This window comes from Streptomyces sp. NBC_01012, from assembly GCF_045162755.1.
Lineage (GTDB): Bacteria > Actinomycetota > Actinomycetes > Streptomycetales > Streptomycetaceae > Streptomyces.
The window spans coordinates 3,610,393-3,629,696 of the sequence record NZ_CP108688.1 but is presented as its reverse complement, the minus strand read 5'-3'; the positions used below and the strand labels follow the sequence as shown (position 1 = coordinate 3,629,696).

Annotated in this window: 22 protein-coding genes and 1 pseudogene; 15 read left to right on the top strand and 8 right to left on the bottom strand. The window is 68.1% G+C overall.

The window, feature by feature from the left end; genetic code table 11:
• From OG623_RS16345 to OG623_RS16325, 5 genes and pseudogenes are all read right to left on the bottom strand, one after another.
• Positions 1–909, bottom strand: coding sequence for a hypothetical protein (locus OG623_RS16345; RefSeq protein ID WP_406147299.1), 909 nt, complete (start codon positions 907–909; stop codon positions 1–3).
• Positions 906–2,981 carry a hypothetical protein gene (locus OG623_RS16340; protein WP_406147297.1) on the bottom strand — a complete coding sequence of 692 codons (2,076 nt, stop codon included), beginning with the start codon at positions 2,979–2,981 and terminating at the stop codon, positions 906–908. Before OG623_RS16340 ends, OG623_RS16345 begins: the two co-directional genes overlap by 4 nt.
• Positions 2,978–3,886 carry a hypothetical protein gene (locus tag OG623_RS16335; protein WP_406147295.1) on the bottom strand — a complete coding sequence of 303 codons (909 nt, stop codon included), beginning with the start codon at positions 3,884–3,886 and terminating at the stop codon, positions 2,978–2,980. Before OG623_RS16335 ends, OG623_RS16340 begins: the two co-directional genes overlap by 4 nt.
• 169 nt (positions 3,887–4,055) lie before the next feature.
• Positions 4,056–4,742 (bottom strand): Crp/Fnr family transcriptional regulator, encoded by a 687-nt coding sequence (locus tag OG623_RS16330; RefSeq protein ID WP_406147293.1) that lies wholly within the window; start codon positions 4,740–4,742, stop codon positions 4,056–4,058.
• Positions 4,743–4,920: 178 nt separating this feature from the next.
• Positions 4,921–5,675 (bottom strand): annotated as a pseudogene (locus OG623_RS16325) (phosphorothioated DNA-binding restriction endonuclease); the annotation flags it as partial.
• A gap of 652 nt (positions 5,676–6,327) precedes the next feature.
• Here OG623_RS16325 and OG623_RS16320 point away from each other — a divergent pair.
• The 3 genes from OG623_RS16320 to OG623_RS16310 all read left to right on the top strand — a co-directional run bounded on the left by OG623_RS16320 (position 6,328) and on the right by OG623_RS16310 (position 8,657).
• On the top strand, positions 6,328–7,530 hold the full coding sequence (locus OG623_RS16320) for a HEPN domain-containing protein (RefSeq protein ID WP_406147292.1): 1,203 nt from the start codon (positions 6,328–6,330) through the stop codon (positions 7,528–7,530).
• Positions 7,531–7,627: 97 nt separating this feature from the next.
• Positions 7,628–8,089 (top strand): GntR family transcriptional regulator, encoded by a 462-nt coding sequence (locus OG623_RS16315; RefSeq protein WP_406147290.1) that lies wholly within the window; start codon positions 7,628–7,630, stop codon positions 8,087–8,089.
• Between the two features lies 1 nt (position 8,090).
• Positions 8,091–8,657 (top strand): HD domain-containing protein, encoded by a 567-nt coding sequence (locus OG623_RS16310; RefSeq protein WP_406147289.1) that lies wholly within the window; start codon positions 8,091–8,093, stop codon positions 8,655–8,657.
• On the opposite strand, the gene OG623_RS16305 is transcribed toward OG623_RS16310, so the two are convergent.
• Both OG623_RS16305 and OG623_RS16300 read right to left on the bottom strand, forming a co-directional pair.
• Positions 8,645–9,118, bottom strand: coding sequence for an NUDIX domain-containing protein (locus OG623_RS16305; RefSeq protein WP_406147287.1), 474 nt, complete (start codon positions 9,116–9,118; stop codon positions 8,645–8,647). The genes OG623_RS16310 and OG623_RS16305 overlap by 13 nt on opposite strands.
• Before the next feature lie 2 nt (positions 9,119–9,120).
• Positions 9,121–9,879 (bottom strand): helix-turn-helix domain-containing protein, encoded by a 759-nt coding sequence (locus tag OG623_RS16300; protein ID WP_406147285.1) that lies wholly within the window; start codon positions 9,877–9,879, stop codon positions 9,121–9,123.
• Between the two features lie 876 nt (positions 9,880–10,755).
• On the opposite strand from OG623_RS16300, the gene OG623_RS16295 reads away from it, so the two are divergent.
• From OG623_RS16295 to OG623_RS16250, 10 genes are all read left to right on the top strand, one after another.
• Positions 10,756–11,178 carry an NUDIX domain-containing protein gene (locus tag OG623_RS16295; RefSeq protein ID WP_406147284.1) on the top strand — a complete coding sequence of 141 codons (423 nt, stop codon included), beginning with the start codon at positions 10,756–10,758 and terminating at the stop codon, positions 11,176–11,178.
• Positions 11,179–11,267: 89 nt separating this feature from the next.
• The gene (locus OG623_RS16290; RefSeq protein ID WP_406147282.1) at positions 11,268–11,471 is read left to right on the top strand and encodes a hypothetical protein; all 204 of its coding nucleotides are present in this window, start codon (positions 11,268–11,270) and stop codon (positions 11,469–11,471) included.
• 189 nt (positions 11,472–11,660) lie between these two features.
• Positions 11,661–11,924, top strand: coding sequence for a DUF6284 family protein (locus tag OG623_RS16285; protein WP_406147280.1), 264 nt, complete (start codon positions 11,661–11,663; stop codon positions 11,922–11,924).
• Positions 11,924–12,208: a DUF6303 family protein gene (locus OG623_RS16280; RefSeq protein ID WP_406147279.1), complete on the top strand. Its 285-nt coding sequence runs from the start codon at positions 11,924–11,926 to the stop codon at positions 12,206–12,208. The genes OG623_RS16285 and OG623_RS16280 overlap by 1 nt, the downstream gene beginning before the upstream one ends.
• On the top strand, positions 12,208–12,498 hold the full coding sequence (locus tag OG623_RS16275) for a DUF6303 family protein (RefSeq protein ID WP_406147277.1): 291 nt from the start codon (positions 12,208–12,210) through the stop codon (positions 12,496–12,498). Before OG623_RS16280 ends, OG623_RS16275 begins: the two co-directional genes overlap by 1 nt.
• On the top strand, positions 12,495–13,361 hold the full coding sequence (locus OG623_RS16270; protein ID WP_406147276.1) for a protein spdB: 867 nt from the start codon (positions 12,495–12,497) through the stop codon (positions 13,359–13,361). The genes OG623_RS16275 and OG623_RS16270 overlap by 4 nt, the downstream gene beginning before the upstream one ends.
• The gene (locus OG623_RS16265; protein ID WP_406151847.1) at positions 13,361–13,693 is read left to right on the top strand and encodes an RRQRL motif-containing zinc-binding protein; all 333 of its coding nucleotides are present in this window, start codon (positions 13,361–13,363) and stop codon (positions 13,691–13,693) included. Before OG623_RS16270 ends, OG623_RS16265 begins: the two co-directional genes overlap by 1 nt.
• Before the next feature lie 26 nt (positions 13,694–13,719).
• A complete protein-coding gene (locus tag OG623_RS16260) occupies positions 13,720–14,274 on the top strand; it encodes a hypothetical protein (protein ID WP_406147274.1) in 555 nt (184 codons plus the stop codon).
• 66 nt (positions 14,275–14,340) lie between these two features.
• On the top strand, positions 14,341–16,458 hold the full coding sequence (locus tag OG623_RS16255; RefSeq protein ID WP_406147273.1) for an ATP-binding protein: 2,118 nt from the start codon (positions 14,341–14,343) through the stop codon (positions 16,456–16,458).
• Positions 16,459–16,664: 206 nt separating this feature from the next.
• Positions 16,665–17,123 (top strand): hypothetical protein, encoded by a 459-nt coding sequence (locus tag OG623_RS16250; RefSeq protein ID WP_406147271.1) that lies wholly within the window; start codon positions 16,665–16,667, stop codon positions 17,121–17,123.
• A gap of 47 nt (positions 17,124–17,170) precedes the next feature.
• Here OG623_RS16250 and OG623_RS16245 read toward each other — a convergent pair whose 3' ends face one another.
• Positions 17,171–17,374: a hypothetical protein gene (locus OG623_RS16245; RefSeq protein WP_406147270.1), complete on the bottom strand. Its 204-nt coding sequence runs from the start codon at positions 17,372–17,374 to the stop codon at positions 17,171–17,173.
• A gap of 377 nt (positions 17,375–17,751) precedes the next feature.
• On the opposite strand from OG623_RS16245, the gene OG623_RS16240 reads away from it, so the two are divergent.
• The gene (locus OG623_RS16240; protein ID WP_406147268.1) at positions 17,752–18,477 is read left to right on the top strand and encodes a DNA methylase; all 726 of its coding nucleotides are present in this window, start codon (positions 17,752–17,754) and stop codon (positions 18,475–18,477) included.
• Positions 18,474–19,301, top strand: a complete 828-nt coding sequence (locus OG623_RS16235) for a DNA primase (protein ID WP_406147266.1) — start codon at positions 18,474–18,476, stop codon at positions 19,299–19,301. The genes OG623_RS16240 and OG623_RS16235 overlap by 4 nt, the downstream gene beginning before the upstream one ends.
• Positions 19,302–19,304 lie beyond the last annotated feature (3 nt).

The window sequence follows — 19,304 nt, the reverse complement described above, 5'->3', positions numbered from 1 at the left end:
TCACCGGTGATCCCCGTACGGGCCGTTCTCGTCCTCCGCCGCGTCGGTGTGGCCGATTCTGCGCAGAATCTCGTCGCCTTGCGAGACCCCCACGTCACTCAGGACACGCGCCAGGTTGACGCCGACGAAGCCCCGGTCCTCAGGTGTCAGTGACTGAAGCGTCGCCGCGAGGGTGCGTTCCCAGCCGTCCCGGTCGGACAGGAGACTGCGGTGAGTCACCGTCCAGTCGAGCACGTCCCTCGCCTGTTCCGGCTGGTGCAAGAGCCAGAGAGCCGCCAGGCCGACGGGACCGCCCGCGACAACCTCCCGGTAGAAGTGGTACGCCGCGCGGTGGGCTTCGCCGAAGCCTGGCGGAAGGGTGGGTTCCGCACCGGTGCCGGGGGTAGGAAGAAGCGCGGCCGGAGGGTCCAGGAACCAGTACGTGAGGCCGAAGCCGTTTATCACCTGTGGCTGGCCGGGCGGTTCGACCTCGGTCGTACCGAAGTGGGGTGGGGGCCTCCGCAACGGATCGGCGGTGCCGGGCAACGTGGCGTTCTCGCTGATGTGGCTGACCACCAGGTGTCGGGCCCGTTCCTCGGTCATCCGGTTCCTCGCCGCGATGACCGGGTTGGTGATCTTCCAGGCGACCCCGTAACGGGCAGGGGGTTTCGGCGGCCGACGCGGGATGTCGACCGAAATCCGCCGTTCCGTGAGCGAGACCCACACGACGTCGAAGAAGTCCCCCTGACGCACCGCGCGCGCTGTCGGTCGCGGATAGCCCCAGTAGTCGCCGCCGCGGGGCGGCACCATTCCGTCGGCTTCGTCGTCGGCGAGAAACACCAGGGCGCGGTCCTCCGGGGTACCGAGGCGTAGGCGGAACAGCTGCCAGGCTGGCGAGGAGTTCAGAGGTGTGATGAGCGGGCCGGTCATGAGGCAAACCCTTCTGCCGGGGGGGCCGTACGGACGCGATGGCGGCGCAGGGCGAATCGCATGACGCCACGGTGGCTCCGGGCCGTGCCGGAGAGTGAAGCGAGGAAGTGCGGGAGGGCAGTTCGGTGCCGTAAGTCCGGGTCGCTCTCGATCAGGGACAGGCCCGTCGCTGTCACTTCGTGGGTGGCAGGGTCGTCCAGGGCTGCGACCACGAGGTCGAAGGCCGGCTCACGGTGGTTCACGAGCAGGTCGGCGAGACTCACGCGCCGTACGCCCGGCGCTCCGGGGCGAGGGAAGGCCGTCTGGCTCATCGATTCGATGACATGCACCGCCATGGCGTGACGCTGTGATCCCGGATCGGCCCCCTGCCACTCCCTCAGGCGGTCGAGGACTGCGGCGTGGTTGGCGTCCTCGGAGAGAAGGGTGCTGAGAGCGAAGGACACCGCTGTGCGCAATCCGCGCTCCAGGTCTTTGTCCGACTCATCCAGTACGGCGTCCAGGAGTTTCAGAGCGACGGCGGGTCGGGCCAGGCCGTAGCTGCCGGCGCAGGTCTCGGCCACGGTACAGCGGAGAGTGACGAGGGTGGCCCGGCTCCATTGCCGTAACTGATCCAGTACCGCGCCCGTGAGGGCGGGATACTGGACGATCTCCCCGAGCGCGTAGGCCACCAGACGGCGGCGCCAGCGCTTGTCCGACGCGGCGAAGGGGCGCAGCTGGCGCAGAGTGTCCGGGCCGGTCGCGTGGGCCAGTACCTTCCCGATCGCCTGACCCGCCGTCAGTTCGATGCCGGAGCGGTGGGGGGCCTCGTCCAAGGTCCTCCACAGCAGGCCCGCCATGCCCTCGTAGTCCAGCCACAGGCACCGGAGCAGGGCGTCCGACCGGTGCCGGCCGGAGAAGACGACCGGCTGGACCGGATAGCGCTCGAAACGGGGCGGCAGCAGGCGTGCACCGACGGCCGCCAATCGGTCCTCGAAGGCCGGTCCGAGAACGTCGCGCCGCGTTTGCGGCCCTTCCGTGACCGGTCCCCGCGTATCGATACGCTCCGGCCGCCCGGCGGTAACCGGTGCAGGGCCGCCGCGTTCGTCGATGTGGGGGCGGAGAATCGCGCTGAACTCCTCAAGGACCGTACGGTCCTGTCCGGACAGCAGCGAGATGGCGGCCATCAGGGAGAGACTGTCGGCCCGGTGGCTCGACTCCGCCAGCGCTTTGCGGGCCGCCGCGGGACTGCCGGTTTGCAGTTCGTCGAGTACGGAAGCGGCGGACTTCCCCGACACGACGAGGTCACGCAGCCCCTCCGCCACGTCAACACCGTCGCTGGGCATCGGGTGAGCGTGCAGATAGCCGGTGAAGTCTGTGGACGCTAGGTGCCCCAGTGTGTCAGCCCCCTGCTCAGAAGTGAGCTCACCCGCCTTGATCATGGCATTCAGGCGCTTCGTGGCCACCTCGGCCGACGGCGGCGGGCGGTGCACGACCTGCCAGGGCGCAGTGTCGCCGGGAAGCGCCATCTCCGCCCGCACGGTGACGACCAGATGGGCGCCCGATCGACGCAGCAGCGCGGCCAGCGCGGTGACCGCGACTTCGCCGAGCGAGGCGGCGCCCGACAGGGACAGACCCTGGAGCAGATAGCCGCGCCCCTCCTTGGGGCGCCAGCGTGCGAGGTCGTCCGATGAGTCCAGGCCGGTGATGCCACCGACTCCGTGCCGTTCTGCCAGCAGCGAGAACGCGGCGGTGCTCGCGCCTGAGCCGCTGCCGGCCCTCAGCAGCAGGATGTGGCAGTCCAGAGTCTTCCGGCACTGTGCGTAGGCCGGTGGCTCGACGAATCCGCGCAAACGGGCGTGGACGTCGTCCGCAGGGTACGGACCTTCCCGCAGGCGAGGTTTGACGATGTGGTCCGTGGCGGTCTCGTCGAGCGAGGTGCCGATCATCACGGTGACGTCGCCAGCGATTCCGCCCATGACCGCCATGCCCTGATCCAGGCGCTGCTGGTTGTCGTGGTAGGAGTTCCTCGGATCCGGTCGGCCGTCGGCGTCCGGACCGCCCGGGCCAGGAGAGGTGTCCGCGTCGGCGCTCACCGGTGGTCTCCGGCTCCGCCGACCCGCTTGTCGCCCGCAACGTTGTCGCCGCCGCCCCAGTGCTGGTTGGTGCCGCGGTACGAGGTGGAACCGCCGGTGTACGTGATGTCCCGTCCGACGTTCCCCATCACGGCAGCGCCCTCGCCCACATGCTGCGTGTTGCCGCTGTAGTGCGTGCCGGGTCGCGTCACCGGGTCCTGTTCCTGACCGGTGGATGCGCCGGCCGGTGCTGCGGATTCCTCGCGTGGTCGCACACCTGCCTGTACAAGGTTTCCGGACGGCGACGGGACGTACAGCCATGCCCGCTGCGAGAAGTTCTTTCCCTCCACGGTGGCCGGGACCTCCACACAGCGGTCGGGGTGCAGCCCGGTGTACGCGCCGAGCACGACGTCCTCGTAGACGCGCTGGGAGATGACCGCGGCCAGGTGGGTGACCTGCTCGCTCGCCGCAGCCAAGATGGCTTTGACCGGACGGGAGTCCAGCAGCCGGTGCGTGTCGTTGCGGGCGGTGCCGTTGCCGTCGCCGGCACCGCCCGCGTCCGGCAGCGCCCCGACGTGGACGCTGGCCCGGAGCCGGATACGAGGGCCCACGCACTGCCTGTTGTACGCGCCGAGGATGTCGTCCAGTACGCCCAAGAACGGCCAGAGGACAAAGGGCAGCAACGCCGGATCGAAGCCGAACACCACGCCGTCGCCGGTGTTGGCCGGAAACCGCTTGGAGTCGCGCAGCTCGTGAAGCCCGGCTCGCTCCAGCGCCTGGTCAACGAGTTCGGGGATCAACTGGCTTACCGGACCGTGCTGCACGGCGGGAAGACCGGTGAAGTCCTTTGCATCGACGGCGAACAGGGCGCGGTAGGGAGGAAGCGATCGGCTCTCGGTGTACGGGGCGGGCACGGGCGTGGACATACGTGATCTCCTCGTGGACGGTGGGGCGGTGACGAAGCCGGTGGCCGGCTGATTCGAGGTTCCGTCGGTTCCGTCCGTCCGACTGCACAGCGCAGGGCACTCCGCGGGTGTCCCACGTCACAGCGTGGGCGTGTTCAGGCGACGGTTCCCGCTCCCGGCGCGGGTGCGTTCATTCAGCCGAGGACGGTGAGAAGGCCGAGGCGGGTGTGGTCCCCGGTGCGGTCGTCGCCCAGTCGCGCAGCGCCTTCATGTCCTTGATGACGATCACTCTGCGGGCAGTCTCCACCGCGCCGGACTCTCTCAGCCGTTGCAGTCCAGTGATGACCGCATTGCGGGTCACTCCGGTCGCCTGGGCGATCTCCTCCTGGCTCAGGCCGGTCAGCCGTACGACGCCCGATTCGGAGCCGGGCGCGGTGAGTTCGGCAAGGCGCAGGAGTGCCCGCGCCAGCCGGACGACCAGCGGCAGGGTCAGCAGTTCGGTGCGGTGGGCGTCGGACTCTCGCAGTCGGGAGAGGGCCTGGCGCATCAAGTCCATGATGAGACCACGCTGTTCGATAAATCGGCGGAACCGTTCCGCCTCCAGTACGACAGCCGTGCAGGGGGTGAGCGCGACCACTTCTGCCATGCGTGGCGTGCCGTTGAAGACGGACACTTCGCCCAACAGGGCGCCCGGCCCCCGGAAGGCCAGCCAGGTCACGACTCCGCCCGGTTCCCGGCACACGACCTTGGCGAGGCCGTCGGTGAGGGCGAGCAGGTGCGTTCCCGCAGAACCCTGTCTCAGCATCACGCTGCGTTCGCGAAAAGAGCGGGTCGCCCCCTGGTCCCGTAGCTCGCGCCATGCCTCGTTTGACAGCACTCGTCGCCTTCCCCGTCCGTCCTGTACGCGGCCCCGCCCTGCCCCGTACGCGACCTCTTGAGCCGCCCGCCTCCATGAGTCCTACGTCGCCCCGACCGTTTCCACTGCGGTTCGGGCGACCTTGTCCGATAACGGCTGTCGCCCGAGCACGGGCATGCGGGGCGGACGACCACGTCCTGGAGACGGGGCGCGGGACGCCGTGGAAGACCTGCCTGGTGTGCCAGGACCGGTGGCACGCCGCGATCGGGGCTCGTGCCTGGCTGGGGGCCGGTCAAGGGCGGCCCCCAGCGCTGTCACATGCTCGCCGGCCGCCGGGCGTCGTCCGACGAACTCTTGCGACACCAGGATGCGGCGGTCTTCGCCGACGCCGAGGGCGCCCTTGTCGAACAGTTTGTGATGCAGTACGCACAGGCACAGACCGTTGTCGACGTGGTCCGGACCGTCGAACGCCCCCCAGCGCACGTGCGCGGCCTCCAACCCGACCGACACCGCGCCGATTCTGCCGCCGTAGCCGCAGAGGACGCACTGGTATCTCGTAGGCAGTCAGCACCGCCTTCCGCATCCGCCGGTTTCGTTGCCGCCGCCCGACTGGGAGCGGTCCGGACTCCACCGGCTCCAGCCCCAGCCCCGCCGCCTCGTGCAGTTCGCCGTGGACCGACGGCGAAAAGTGCTGATCGATCAGCACCCGGGCGATCCGGCCGGCAGCGACGGCTCACGTAGCAGGGCTACCCGCAGCTCCCGCACGCCGGTGCCAGGGCTGCCGGGCCCCCGATCGGTACGTACTTCCCACACCCCGTCGCTGGCCAGATGCTGGGAGGGACGGGCGGGCGTTGTCCTGTTGGCCGGCCCGTACTCGGCGAGCAGCAGGGGCTTGTGCGGAGCCCGTATCCCGTTCCGTTGCCCGCGCTTCGCCGCGCATCCGAGCCAGTCCATGGTCGGCGATCGTAGCGACGTCACCGGGAGGGGAGCGGGTAGCCCGACCGCGACTGGGAGGGGCGGCACAAGCAACGTTGAAGGGCCCCACCGCAAGCGGTGGGGCCCTTCAACGTATTGCCCGGTGAGAGCAATGGCGGAGGATACGAGATTCGAACTCGTGAGGGGTTGCCCCCAACACGCTTTCCAACTGTCCGCGCGGCTGTACGGGGGCGTCCGTGGGGGTTCACGTACCTGGTCAGACGGGGTGTGTGTACGGCGGTGAACGGTGGCGTCCGTCGGTGCACTGGACAAAGACCAGGACAACGCGCGGTGCTTTAGCCGAGGTCCGACTCCTTCGGCTCGTCGCGGCGGAAGTAGGTAGCCGGTGGGCTATCGGTTCTGCTAGAGGTAGGTCATGACAGACAAGGTGCCGCTCAGACTGCGACTGGAACCGGGGACGTACCGGTGTACCTGGACCATCCCGGCGGAGGACGGCCGACCGCTTGAGTTGCAAGGTGATATCGAGCTGACAGGCGGCTCTATACCTCGGGGAGATGTCTACGGGGACGTCCCCGGAATCTGGGAAATTACGAACGGTGTAAGGTCGGCTGGGTTCCCTCAGGAGTCGAGGTTCCCAATTCTCAGGGCGAAGCTCATTAATGGTTTTGAGTTGATCGGCATCGACGCCATTGTGAGTGCTTGGGCTCCTGAGCGGGCAAGAGTTTTCCTGCGTTGCGCACTGGTCGGCCTTAGAGGAACGGGGAGTCTGGAGGGAGAACCAGTCTTCGAAGGCTTGACGGTCCAGTTCACTCACCTTGACTCCATCTTCGGTATAGGTCCTATTCAGTCGTACGGATTTCCGGCGCTTGATCGGCCCCGCTTTTCAGGCTCTTGGACGATCTCTGAAGATCAGGGTAGTGTGCAGGAGTGGGATGACGAGGATGCGCTCGTACGCCTTTCCTTTCATAGCTCAGTTTCGATTGCAGACCCATTCCGCTTCGAAATGCAGTACAGTCCCGTAGTCTTCATCAAACTCACCAACGGGATTCCATTCAATGAGATCCTTGAACGGTGGGTACTGCCTACGCTGCGTATAGGGACGCTCTGCCTCGGGAAGCCTCAGGAGATCACGGCCCTGTCGCTCCGGGTAAATGTGGGCGGCACGTCGTTGGGCGGAGAGTTCCAGGCGTTTGGTCTTGGCGTAACCCAGTCACCCTTCGCGTCATCAGCTAAGGAAGTGAGATCCAATCAATCAGCTCTGACTGCCGCAGGAGACCAAGTTTCGTTCCTTCGTTTGCTTCGCCGGTGGCAGGAGTTGGAAAATGAACATCACCCGCTATTGGAAACTTACGGCTCCTTCTTGCAGGTGAAAGGGCAGCATCCGAGAGCGCGCTATCTATTGCTGATTCAGGCCCTCGAAGGTCTCTATGGACACGAGAACCAACATGAGGATGAGGAGCGTAGGGCGCGCCATAGAGAAAGGCGCCAGGAAGTTCTAGAGGAAATTGAGTCATGCGATTCCCTGGCCTCGGACCATAAGCGGTTTATCAAGAAATTCTTGATGAAGTACCCGCACGGCAACTTGGATCGCTGCCTGAGTGAATCATTCACTAGCTTGCCCGGGGATGTCACGGCGGAACTTGCAAAGACTCCGTTGATTCAAGATGCCGTCTCCCGGCATGGCGGGGATCTTGCAGTTGCGAACGCTCTGCGTGGCATCAGAAACGATCTCGCTCACGGCAGTAAAGGTCATCCGGCGCATGAACTAGAAGATGTCGCTCTGATTCTCGAAAGAGTGGCACGCGCCCATCTGCTGCGTCTCCTCGGGTGCGACACCAAAATCCAACAGCGTGTCTTGGATGCGACGACGTAGTTCTGTCACCAAGAACTCACTATGTGAGCCGCTACTCCCTTGCGGACTTTATGGGAAGCTTGAGACGGACGGCAAACAGACAGGGGAGGGAGAACACGTGTCGCAACAGGCCAGCCCTCGGGGGACCTTCTTGCAGATCGCGGAGGTGATGAAGGCTCAGATCAAGGCGGACCCGCAGATGATGGAGCTTCCGCCCGCCGCAGACCTCATGCGTGACCATGATGTCTCGCGCGGGGTGGTACTTCGGGCGTTCAGGGCGCTTGAGAGGGATGATGTCGCTGAACCTGTCCGGGGTGGCCGATGGCGAGTCGTGCGCGAAGGTGTGCGAGTCGACCGGCGGCCGCTAGACAAGCGAATCGCGGACGTAATCACGGATGACGGCCTGACGGTCGGGGCAGCGTTTCCAAGCGCCTCCGTTTTGGCCGAGCGGTTCGGGGTCTCGCGCCCGACCGTGACCAAGGCTCTCGACAAGTTGGAGGCCGCCGGCGTGCTCGCGAGTGGAGGACAGGGCAGGGTGCGGACGGTCCGTGCTGTGCCGATTCGAGAGGAGCGTTCCTAGCTTGTCGGAGCTGACAGAGTGGGCCTATCCCCTGGCTGAGTCCCTGCTCGCGGAGCCGCTACCGCGCCGCTGGAAGCACTCGCTGGGGGTCGCCGAGCGAGCGCGCACCATCGCGCCCATCCTCGGACAGGACGCTGAGCTGCTGGAAGCCGCTGCCGTCCTGCATGACATCGGCTACTCGCCAGACCTTGCCAAGACTGGCTTTCACCCGCTCGATGGCGCGCGCTACCTTCGAGACATCGCCCGCGCGGACGAACGGGTCGTGAACCTCGTTGCCCACCACTCCTGTGCATGGATGGAGGCTGAGGCCCGGGGACTCCGTGCAGAGCTGGAGGGAGAGTTCCCCCGCGAGAGCGCGCACCTGAATGACGCGCTCTGCTACTGCGACATGAACACGACACCGGACGGCGTACCGACCAACCCTGTGGACCGGGTGAACGAGATCGCCGGGCGCTACGGACCGGACAGCCTGATCGGTACGTTCATTCGCCGTGCCGAGCCGGAGATCCTCGCCAGTACCGCGCGGGTCGTCGAGCGGCTCGCCACGGCCAAGGGTCAACCGATGTAGGGCGCTGTCCGGCCCTGATCCATCGCGTGCTCGATCCTGAGACGCATGGTGGGGTGGACGTCGAAGTCGTTCAGGTCCGCTGGGGAAACCCAGCGGACCTGAGTCGTTTCGTCGCTCGTACGAACGTCGCCACTGACCGGCCGTGCGCGGAAGCAGATGCTGAATTGCTGCCGAGCCTCGCCGTCGTCGTACAGCATCACGTGGCCGGGATCGGTGTAGATCCCCGACATGTTGACGACCTCGGCTTTGATCCCTGTCTCTTCCCACACCTCACGCACGACGGTGTCGCTGATGGATTCGCCCACGTCGTGGCCGCCCCCTGGCAGGGCCCAACGGCCGTTATCCGACCGCTGAATCAGCAAGACGGCCCCGGTGTCGTTCTGCACAAATGCCACGACGGAGGGAACGACCGAGTTGGCCGGCGGGGCGGCAGGATCGTGAAGGTAGTCGATGCGTCCCATGCTCAAGCTCCCGTGATGTCGTGATCCTCGACCGGGCGGGCACTGCCCCAGGTCTGTTCGATGCTATTCGCGTAGGTGTCGAAGAGCCCGCCTCCGGGGAGCCGCCGCAAGTGTAGGACCGGCGCCATGTACGCCCCGATCCCGTAGACGTGAGCGTTCACGAGCATCTCGTCGTCGGACCGGAAGAGGGAGTTGTACAGCGTCCCATCGTGCAGGCGAAAGCCGATGTCAGGATGGCTGGCGAAGAGCGGGCGGTAGTTCACGAGGGCGTTGCGAATCTTGCCGTCCATGATGCGGTGCCCCTCGTCTATGCCGCGTTGTCGCACAGCATCACAGACAGGATCTCCTAGCAGAATCCTGACCTGAGTCGTCCCCTGCACCTTCCTCTTCAGCAGCTCGTGGAAGAGCGGATCCTCCGACAGCCACAGACCGGAGTAGACGAGAACGTCGATGCGCGACTCTGCCCGTTCGTAGATGTCGCGCCACAAGGTGTTGGGCACCATGTGCCGGTGCGGGTAGATCGTGACGATCTCTGCCTTGCTCAGGTCAGCTGCGGTGTCGACTGCACGGGAGTCGTCCCACAGGGTCGTCACATCCACTTTGAGCAGTGATGCCGTGGCGTACTGATGGCGCCGGTACGGAACCTTGCCCTGAGTGATCCAGCGTTCGACCGTCTTCGGGTTGACCTCGATCGAGTCGGCCAGGTCCTGCACAGTCATTCCCTGCGCGAGCAGGGCCGACCGTAAGCGTTCGTTGGACATCGCAACCCCCGGTGGGACGTCTTGGGACCTCTTGAAGGTAGCGAGATGAATCTGAGCTGTCCACGCACGGGGTAACCAACGCCCCTGGCCTGCACCGATGCTGATGGGGCGCCAAGAAGTTCACGGCGTAAAACCAAGAAGTTCCGCCAGCCAACTTGACGGAACTTCATGCAGGACCTGTAATACAGGTATCGCATCAGCCGTGAGGCGGAAGCGATACGAGGGATCTGTTTTGGGGTTCCTCGATCTGCATGACCAGACAACTGCACAGCGTGATCCACCGCGTCAGTACGGCCGTGACCGTTCCGGCCGAGGCGAGTGGAGACCAGCCGACCGAGAACCGGCCCCCTTCACACCGGGGCCCACACCCCCTGACCGGGGAACGCCATCGGCTCTAAGAACCGCACGGCACACCTTCGAAACTGCGACGACTTCCGGGATCTCGGAGCTCCCCGGAACGAGCAGCGCCGTGCGACATCGGGAGAACCGAACCCGCTTCACCCACCACGTTCGCAGCGCCCATGGCCGCTGCGGCCGGTTGCCTCCCCTGCCCGTCCAGCCCGTTTCGCACGGGCCGTACGGGCGGGGCTGAGGGGAGCCGGATGGTCCGGAACCAGGAGCGGCACCCCGGGTGCGACCGGGGTGCCGCGAACAGGCACCTGCGTAGGAGGCACCTGTGATCACCAGTCTGACAGAGCAGGAACGCGACGAACTCTCCAAGAAGGTCAGCGAGGCCAACCGCCGTTCCTCAGGCAGTTCCGGCCGCTGAGCGTGTACCGCCCCGGACCACGGCGTGAGGCTGCCGGATCGACTCCGGCCCGGGGCGCTCCACCCCGCACGGCGCCTGCCGTGCGGGTCGTTGTTTGAGGGAGAGACATGAGCACCGAGACGTTCGAGACCATCCGCTACACCGCTGACGTCGTCGTCACCACGACCGACGGATGCGTCCTGCTGATCGAGCGCGGTTGGGACCCGCACAAGGGGCAGTGGGCGCTGCCCGGAGGGCACGTCGACCCGGGCGAGACCAGCCGCGCTGCTGCTGCCCGCGAGCTCGCCGAGGAGGCCGGCGTGTACGCGACGCCGGAGGAGCTGTCCCAGGTCGGGACGTGGGACGCCCCCGGGCGTGACCCGCGCGGCCGGTACGTCACTGTCGCCTACCAGCTCACCGTCATCCCCGGCACGCCTGCCGAGGCCGGTGACGACGCGGTCAACGTCCGCTGGTGGCCGCTCGACAACCTGCCGCCGCTCGCGTTCGACCACGCCGACATCATCCGCGCTGCCGCCCGCGTAGCCCGCTGACCCGGCCCGCCCTGTCGTCCCCAGCCTCGCGGCTGGTGGCGGCAGAGAGGCCCGGACCAGCCCGGAGCCCAACCCGAAGGAGCAGCCCCATGTTCGGCAAGAACAAGCGCACGGCCGCAACCACGACCGCCATCCCCACCGCACAGCCCAGCGACCAGTACCGCCTCAAGGCCACCGGGCAGCGGGTCACGCTCCTGGACGACTTCGGTGACGGTGCCGTCCGTGTCGCCATGGACAGCAACAACGTCCTGCGGGAGGGCATCATCCGCGCACGCGACATCACCCCCGCCTGACTCCCGCAGCCTCGGCATACACGCCGTGAGGGCGCCGGATCGAATCCGGCCCGGGGCACTCGCCGCCAGCTCTGGCGGCCGGTCCCACCACCGCGTGGTGGGGCATCCGTGAACGGCGCGCGGCCCCGGTGCTGAAGACACCGGGGCCGCTGTTTCGGGCCGTTCCACCTACCAGGGAGAAAACGACCCATGAAGACCATCGCTGCACTTCAGGCCGTTGTTACGGCCATCCCGTTCGACGGGGAGCCGTCGGCCGCCGAGCTGGACGCGATCGAGCAGGAGATGCCGCTCATCCGGGCGGAAGTCGCCCTGCTGGACGCGCAGATCATGACCATCGACCGCCCGGCGAACGAGCTGGACGTACGGCGCGTTCGCCGGGCACGCCGGCGGGTGCTGGCCGCTCGCCGGGATCTGTCGAACCGGGCCGCGTCCGGTTCGCCGGAGGTGGCGTGATGAACACGCTTCCCGCGCAGATGTCGAACAGTGGTGGCACGTGGCACCTGTTCGTCCCGCTGATGAACGCGTCGGTGTGGCCCGCGCACGACTGGGCTCGTTCGGCACCGGCCCCGACCGTGGCCGAGCGTGAGCGCGCGCTGAACGATCTCGGTTACGAGAGCGCGCCGGGTCACCACTGGATCTGGACCGAGGACAGCGAGATCTACGACGACCCCACGTCGTCCGTCCGGCTGATCGCCACGGTGCTGATCGCTCCCCGTGTGCTGGGGGGTGCGTCGTAATGGTGCTGCCGCAGGCTCGTATGGCCACGGGGGCGTCCGGCACGTGGGCGCTCTACGTGTTGACCGACGCTCCGTGCATGGAGTGGCCGATGCACGACTTCGGCCGCGCGTTCCCGATGCCCACCGTGCAGGAGCGCGTACGAGCGCTGGCCGCCCTGGGCTACGCCGTCGAGGGCGGGCCCGAGTGGGAGTGGAACGCCACCCGCCACACGCCCGCCCCCCGCCACCTGTGGGCCGCCATCGCGGTCCGCCCGGCCAACGCGTCCGGTGTGGGAGGTGAGGGGGCATGAAGGGCAAGGCCAAGACAGTTCTGCCCGCCGTCGGCATGACGGCCGTGTCCATGGTCCTGACCCTGGCTGTGGTGGTGATGTGGCTGGGCACGGCGATGCCGTGGCCGGTCGCGCTGGTCGTCGGTCTCGGGATCGACGGCGGATGGCTCGCCACCCTGGCCTACGAACGCCGCCTCGCGGCGCAGGGCGACCACTCCACCCCGGTCACCCTGGTTGGCTGGTCCTTCGGCCTCATCGCGACCGGCGTCCTGATCGCCCACGCCCTCACCGAGGAGTCGGCCGGCGCGTGGCTGGCCGTCGCCTGGCTGCCGATCGCGGCCAAGGCGCTGTGGTTGGTTCACGGGCTGTGGGAGCGCACCGCGCTCACCGGTGAGGCGCTGGTCGCGATCCAGGGGATTCAGCAGGAAGCGCGCGACGAAGCCGCCGTGGCCCGTGCCCGACTGCGGGCCGAAGCGGCCACGGAGGAGACGCGGTTGACGGCCGTGACGCAGGCCGGTGCCCGCGTCGCACGCGTCCAGGCCAGGACCGCCGACACCCTCTCCAAGGCGTGGTCGACGCTGGAGACGGCGCGGGAGGGTGAGGACACCGGACGGGCCCTGACCAGCGTGACGAGCCGCGTCACGCCCGGCGTCACACCTCGATGGGAGCTCCCGGTTTGGGGTCCCACCGAACCGGTTTCGGCGTTCGCGCTGGAGTCGGCCGGCGCCATCACGGATGAGGCGCTGGACGCGTTGGTAGACCGGATCCGGCACAGTGAGACCCCGGCCCTGTCGTACCGGGAGATGGCCGCACGCTTCCGCACCGCCGGGCACTCGGCTTCCGAGGTCAGGTTGCGGGCCGCGTGGAAGCGCGTGGCTGCGTGATGGCCGCGCTCCCGGTCTACCGGTGGCGCCTGGCCCCGGACGGATACGCCACCCGCCGCCAGCTCCGCGCCCTCGGACTGCGGCCCGGCGGGCAGGACGTGGCCGCCCAGCTCGAACGCCCCCGCCGACGGCGGGGGCCGCTGGTCGCCTACCTCTACCGCATCGACCGGGCCAAGCCCGTACGGCCCATGACGCCCGCCCGCATGGCCGCTCTCGAAGCGGCGATGCGGGCCCGGCGTACCTGCCCGAACTGCCGGACCGATGCCGGGTACTGCATCCCGGCCTCGCTCGGCATGTGCGTGCCCTGCTCAGACCTTGAGACTGCCGCCTGAGCTGCGGCATGAGACGGAGTGACGTAGTGAAGCTGACCGTCAGCACACACAAGCTCTTCGGCTACGGATCCACCCTGCGCACCGCGAAGCGCCTGAGCGAAGAGGCCGTGCGGATCGTGGACCGGTCGGTGGCCGGCCGGATGCCCGACGTGCAGGTCGTCCTCACGGGCGAGCGGAACCTCGCCGATGTGGCCACGGCTGCCGAGTGGGAGACCGCCGGATGCACCGACAAACGGATCCAGGCCCGTGCCCTGCGTTCCGCGAAGCGCCTGGCCCGTGACACCGCCGGGCGGGCGGTCCCGCTCGCCGACGGCGGGGTCCTGGTCGTCATCAACGTCGACCAGCACCCCAACGAAGCGGTCTTCGCGATCACGCTCGTGCACGAGCTGGTCCACGCGATGCAGACCAGCCGCAAGGACGTCCGCGAACGCCTCATCGCGGGGCTGCGCCACGACCTCGGTGTCGAGAAGCAGAGCCGCCGCCTGTACCGGGAGCACGAACGCTGCCTGGAAGCAGAGGAGAAGGAGGCGTACGGCTCCGAGTACCTCGCCGGCCGTCTCGTTCCCGCCGCCGCAGCCTGACCCCGCCCCCGTACCTTCCGCCATCTCTCGCCCTGGTGCCCCGGGGCAGTCAGGAGTCGTTCCGTCATGAGCGACAACGTCGTTCCCCTCTTCGAGAAGACCGCCACCGCCCCCGTAGAGCCCTCTGCGGTTGTCACGGCTGCTGTAGCAGCCCCGGCCGTTGAAACAGCGCCTGTGCCGCTGTGGGTGCGCTCCGCACGCGGGATTCGCACGGTGGCCACCCACGACACCACCAAGACCACGTGCCGGGCGATGGCCCGTCACGGCCTCTACGTCCTCGGTGGCACGCGGATCGTGGCCCGCCGCACGTGGGAGGGCCGCACCGCCTCCCGCTACGAGCGCATGCTCCGTGCGGCGGAAGCCGCGGGCAACATGGAGGCCGCCACCGAGTGGGAAGAGCGCGGGCAGCGCTTCCGCCAGGAACGCCACCGCCGCCGCATGGACCTGCTCACCGCCCCCATGGATGCGGCCAAGGGCATCGCCGCGGGTGCCGGGATCGCGGCCGGCGGTCTCTTGCTGCTCGGCATCATGATCGCCGTCGGTACGAAGGACTGGTCCGACATCGGCGCGCCGACGATGGCGCTGATCGAGCTGGTCCGCTGGATCGTCTTCATCATCACCGTGACCTGGGGACCCCTGGTCACCATCGGCCCGTGGGCGGTCCTGCTCGGACTGTGGGCGGTCGGCAAGAACCAGCAGGCCGCACCCCAGTGGGCCCTGCCCGCCAACGCCCGCTCCGGCGAGGGGGAGCCGATCACCCCGTCCATCGTCGTCCTCGCGCTGCGCAACCTCGGTATCGCTCCGTTGCGGAACGCGATCAAGGAGATGGGTGACGCCGGCGCGTCGATGCTGGGCCCGATCCGGATCGCCGGATGCGGTGTCGAGGTGGACGTAACTCTGCCGTCGGGTGTCTCCACCAACGAGGTGCAGGGCAAGCGGCGCAAGCTCGCCGAGAACCTGGCCCGGCATGAGCACGAAGTGTTCATCACGATCCCGCAGGCCGCCCGCACCGTGCGGCTCTGGGTCGCCGACTCCGGGGCGCTGGATGAGCCGATCGGCCCCTCCCCGCTGGTCACCGACCCCGACAGCAAGGCCGACTACAAGTCCGGCAAGGCCCCGTGGGGCCAGGACCTGCGCGGCGACGCGGCAGCCCTGTCCCTCTACCAGCGCCACCTCCTGATCACCGGCCTGTCCAACCAGGGCAAGACCGCAGCACTGCGCGCTCTCGCGCTGTGGCTGGTCCTGGACCGCACGGTGGAGTTCCGCATCGCCGATCTGAAGGGTGCCGGGGACTGGGCCATGTTCGACGGCCTGGCCACGGTGCTCATCCAGGGGCCGACCGACGACCACGTCGTCGACACGACCGAGATGCTCGAAGACGGCGTGTCCGAGATGGAACGCCGCCTGCAGGCGGCGCCGGGGACTGTGTTCCCGCCGCTCGTGCTGCTGGTCGACGAAGCGCAGGTGGCGTTCATGTGCCCGACCGTGGACGAGAAGAAGCGGCCGTACGGCGGGTCCAAGGCCACTTCCCGGTATTTCATGGCGGCGCGGAAGATTCACAACCAGGGGCGGGCGGTGAACGTCACGCTGTGGCAGGGCACGCAGGACCCGACCGATCAGAACCTGCCCAAGCTGGTCCGTGAGGGCGCCCACACCCGCGCGTCTCTCGCCCTCGGCACGGAGTCGCAGGCCCGCATGGCCCTCGGTGACAAGGCGGTCGACGGAGGCGCCGCTCCGAACCTGCTCCGTCCCGGCCTGGACAAGGGCACGCTCGTTGTCGCGTCGGACGGCATCGCGATTCCGGCCGGCCAGGCGTCGATCACGGTGCGCACGCACTTCATCGACACCGACGAGGCTGCCCTCATCACGGCTCGCGCCCGGGCCATGCGCGACGGGGTCACCACGCTGCACGTCATCGAGCGCGACGAGGAGCGGGACCCGCTCACGGACATCGCGACCGTCATCGGCGACACCAAGCGCGTCCTCACCCAGGACGTGCTGCAGCGCCTCGCGGTGCTGTCCGAGGACAGCTACGGGGACTGGACACACGCCGACCTCAAGCGCGTCCTCGACGGCACCGCCGCCGAGCCCTACAAGTCCGACGGGCGGATGGTCGTCGGGCGTGAGCGCATCGCCCGCGCCCTCGCCAACCGGGACACCGACGGTTCCGCTTCCGCCTCCTGATCACAGGGAGCGCATCCCTGGCGGGTCAGGGAGGGAGGGAGAACTCCCTAAGTGCCTCCCTGGCCTGCCTCCCTGGACCTGACCTGCACAAATGATGTTCAGGGAAGCAGGGAGTCACCCCAGCTCACAGCCCCAGCACCCCCTCACCGGGCGCCCCGAGAGGGGGTGCTTCCGCCTCCCTGACCGTATAGAGGAAGGGATTCCGCATGTTCCCCGAGAACACCTACCACCGGCCCACCGAGCAGGCCGTGACCATCCACCAGCCCACCCCGATCGTCCCCGTTCCGGCGGCCCCGGTCATCCCAGTGCAGCCCGGACCGGTCCCGGCCGTGACGTCGATCGTGCTGCCGGACGGTCGGGTCACCACCGGCTACGCCATCGACCACAACCGGCCCGAGCCGGTCACCGCCAAGCCGCTCGTGTCGCGGACGGCGGTGAACATCGCGCTCGGTGGGATCGGGTTCGCCGCGGTCTGCGGTGGGCTGGTTCTGCTGACCACGTTCATCGCCGCACTCGCCGCCCTGGTTCAACAGCTCATCATCCTGGCCGCCGTCATCTTCGGCGGCTTCATCGCCGTCCAGGTCCTCACCGCCGGCCGCGAGCACGGGCCCACGACGGTGAACATCCGCAAGGCCGTCATCAAGCGCAACCACTTCCACGGCTGACGCGGACAGCGCCCCGGCGGTGGCGCCTGCCGCCGGGGCACAGCTCATTAGTCCCCCGCCACCCCGGACTTCCGGATGATCAGCACCGAGATGGACCGGGCGTGGTTCGCCATGGCCCGGAGGTGATCAGTGATGGTCTCCGCCGACTGCTTGGCCGACGGGCCGCACGGCGCGACCGGGTCAGAACCGAGAGCGATGAGAGAGAGGCAGCCCAGCGTGACGGGCACGGTCTGGGCAATCAGGTCGAACACGGGTTTCCCCCTTGAGCGTTGTGATCAGTGATGCGCCGGGCGCCTCGGCACACCTCAAGGATCACGGCCGGGAAAACAAGATCGCAAACAGCGTTTCGCAGCTCGCGGAGAGCTTTTCGGGGGTGGGGGCTGGTTAGGGTCCCCCTCCCCCCAAGGGGTGAGGGGGACCCTAACCAGCCCCCACCCCCGACTCTCCGCGCCACACCAGCGCCCAAAGTAACGGTTTCGCAACAGCTGATGTTGTGTCAAAAACGCGCAGGTCAGATCGCGTTGGTGCCTTCGACGAAGTTGACCAATACCTAGGGCGGCCCCGTCTCGCCAAAGTCCGGGACCGCCCTCATCCAGCAACCCCTATGAGAGAACTGGAGACATCCAGCATGACTCAACCTGTCCCGATCCGGCGAGCCCTCGGCCACCGGCCCCGCTTACTCGATCTCTTCTCCTGCGCCGGCGGCGCAGCCATGGGCTATCACCGGGCGGGGTTCGAGGTGACCGGCGTGGACGTCGTCGACCGCCCGAACTACCCCTTCACCTTCCACCGGGGTGACGCCCTCGAATACCTCGCCGCCCTGATCGCGTCCGGGAAGATCGCGCGGTACGCGGCCGTGCACGCCTCTCCGCCCTGCCAGGCCGGATGCGCGCTCACGGTGGGCACCAACGCCTCACGCGGCTGGGGCCGTGAACACGTCCAGCTCATCCCCGAACTCCGGCACCTGCTCGACAAGACCGGTCTTCCGTACGTCATCGAGCAGCCCAACGGGAAGGCCCCGGTCCGCAAGGACCTCTCGCTCTGCGGGGAGATGTTCGGGCTGGGCGTCATCCGGCACCGCAACTTCGAACTGAGCGGCTGGAACGTCCCCCACATGCCGCACCGCCCCCACCGGGGCAGGGTGCGCGGATGGCGACACGGCCAGTACTTCGACGGCCCCTACGTCGCCGCGTACGGCGCCGGCGGTGGCAAAGCCACCGTGCCCGAGATGCAGCAGGCCATGGACATCACCTGGACCGACGTCCGCGAGGAACTCACCGAAGCCATCCCACCCGCCTACACCCACTGGATCGGCACCGCAGCACTCCAGACGCTTCAGGAGGTGGCCGCGTGAACGCCCCTATCCAGTCCGCACTGGACCTCGCCACACGCTCGGTTCCCGTTTTGCCGTTGAGGGCGGGGAAGGTCCCGTTCGGGAACTGCCCGGCCTGCCGGGACAATGCCTGCGGCGGCCGGCCGAACATGAAGACCCCCGGCCCGTGCGCGTGCCCCCGGCCGTGCCACGCGTGGGCCGCCGCCACCACCGATCCCGCCGTCATTACCGGGCCCGCATGGGAACCGGCCTGGAAGCACGCGGCCGCCGTGGCCTACCACCCCGGCGGCATCGGCCTGACCGTCGTCGACCTCGACCACGCCGACGCCATCACCTGGGCCCGCCGCACGCTCCCCGCGACCCGCACCGTTCCCACCACGCGGGGCGAGCACTGGATCTACCGGGGGGCGATGTCCTCCGTGAACGCGGTTCGTGACGGCGTCGACATCAAGTCCACGATGGTCTACGCCCGGTGGCTGGGCCCCGGCACCGGCACCGTGACCACCCTGCCCGACGCCGTCCGCGCTCTGATCGTCAGGAAGCCGTCGCCGGTACGGCTCGTCACCGTGCCCGTTCCCGCCGGGGGCGGGGAGTGCCCTCACCGCTCGCCTGTCTATCTGGAGCGGGGCATCGCGATGGCTGAGCAGCGGATCACCGAGGCCACGGGCGCCGTGCACGCGACCGTGTACCGCACCTTTCTCGCCGTCCTGTCCGCCCACGGCCGGTGCGGGTGCCTCACCGACGCCCACGCCGCCCGGCTCTTCGCCGCCGCGCAGGCCAAGGGAGAAAGTGCCCGGCACTGCACCGACGCGTGGTCCAACGCACGTACGGCATTGGGGATGTGAGCC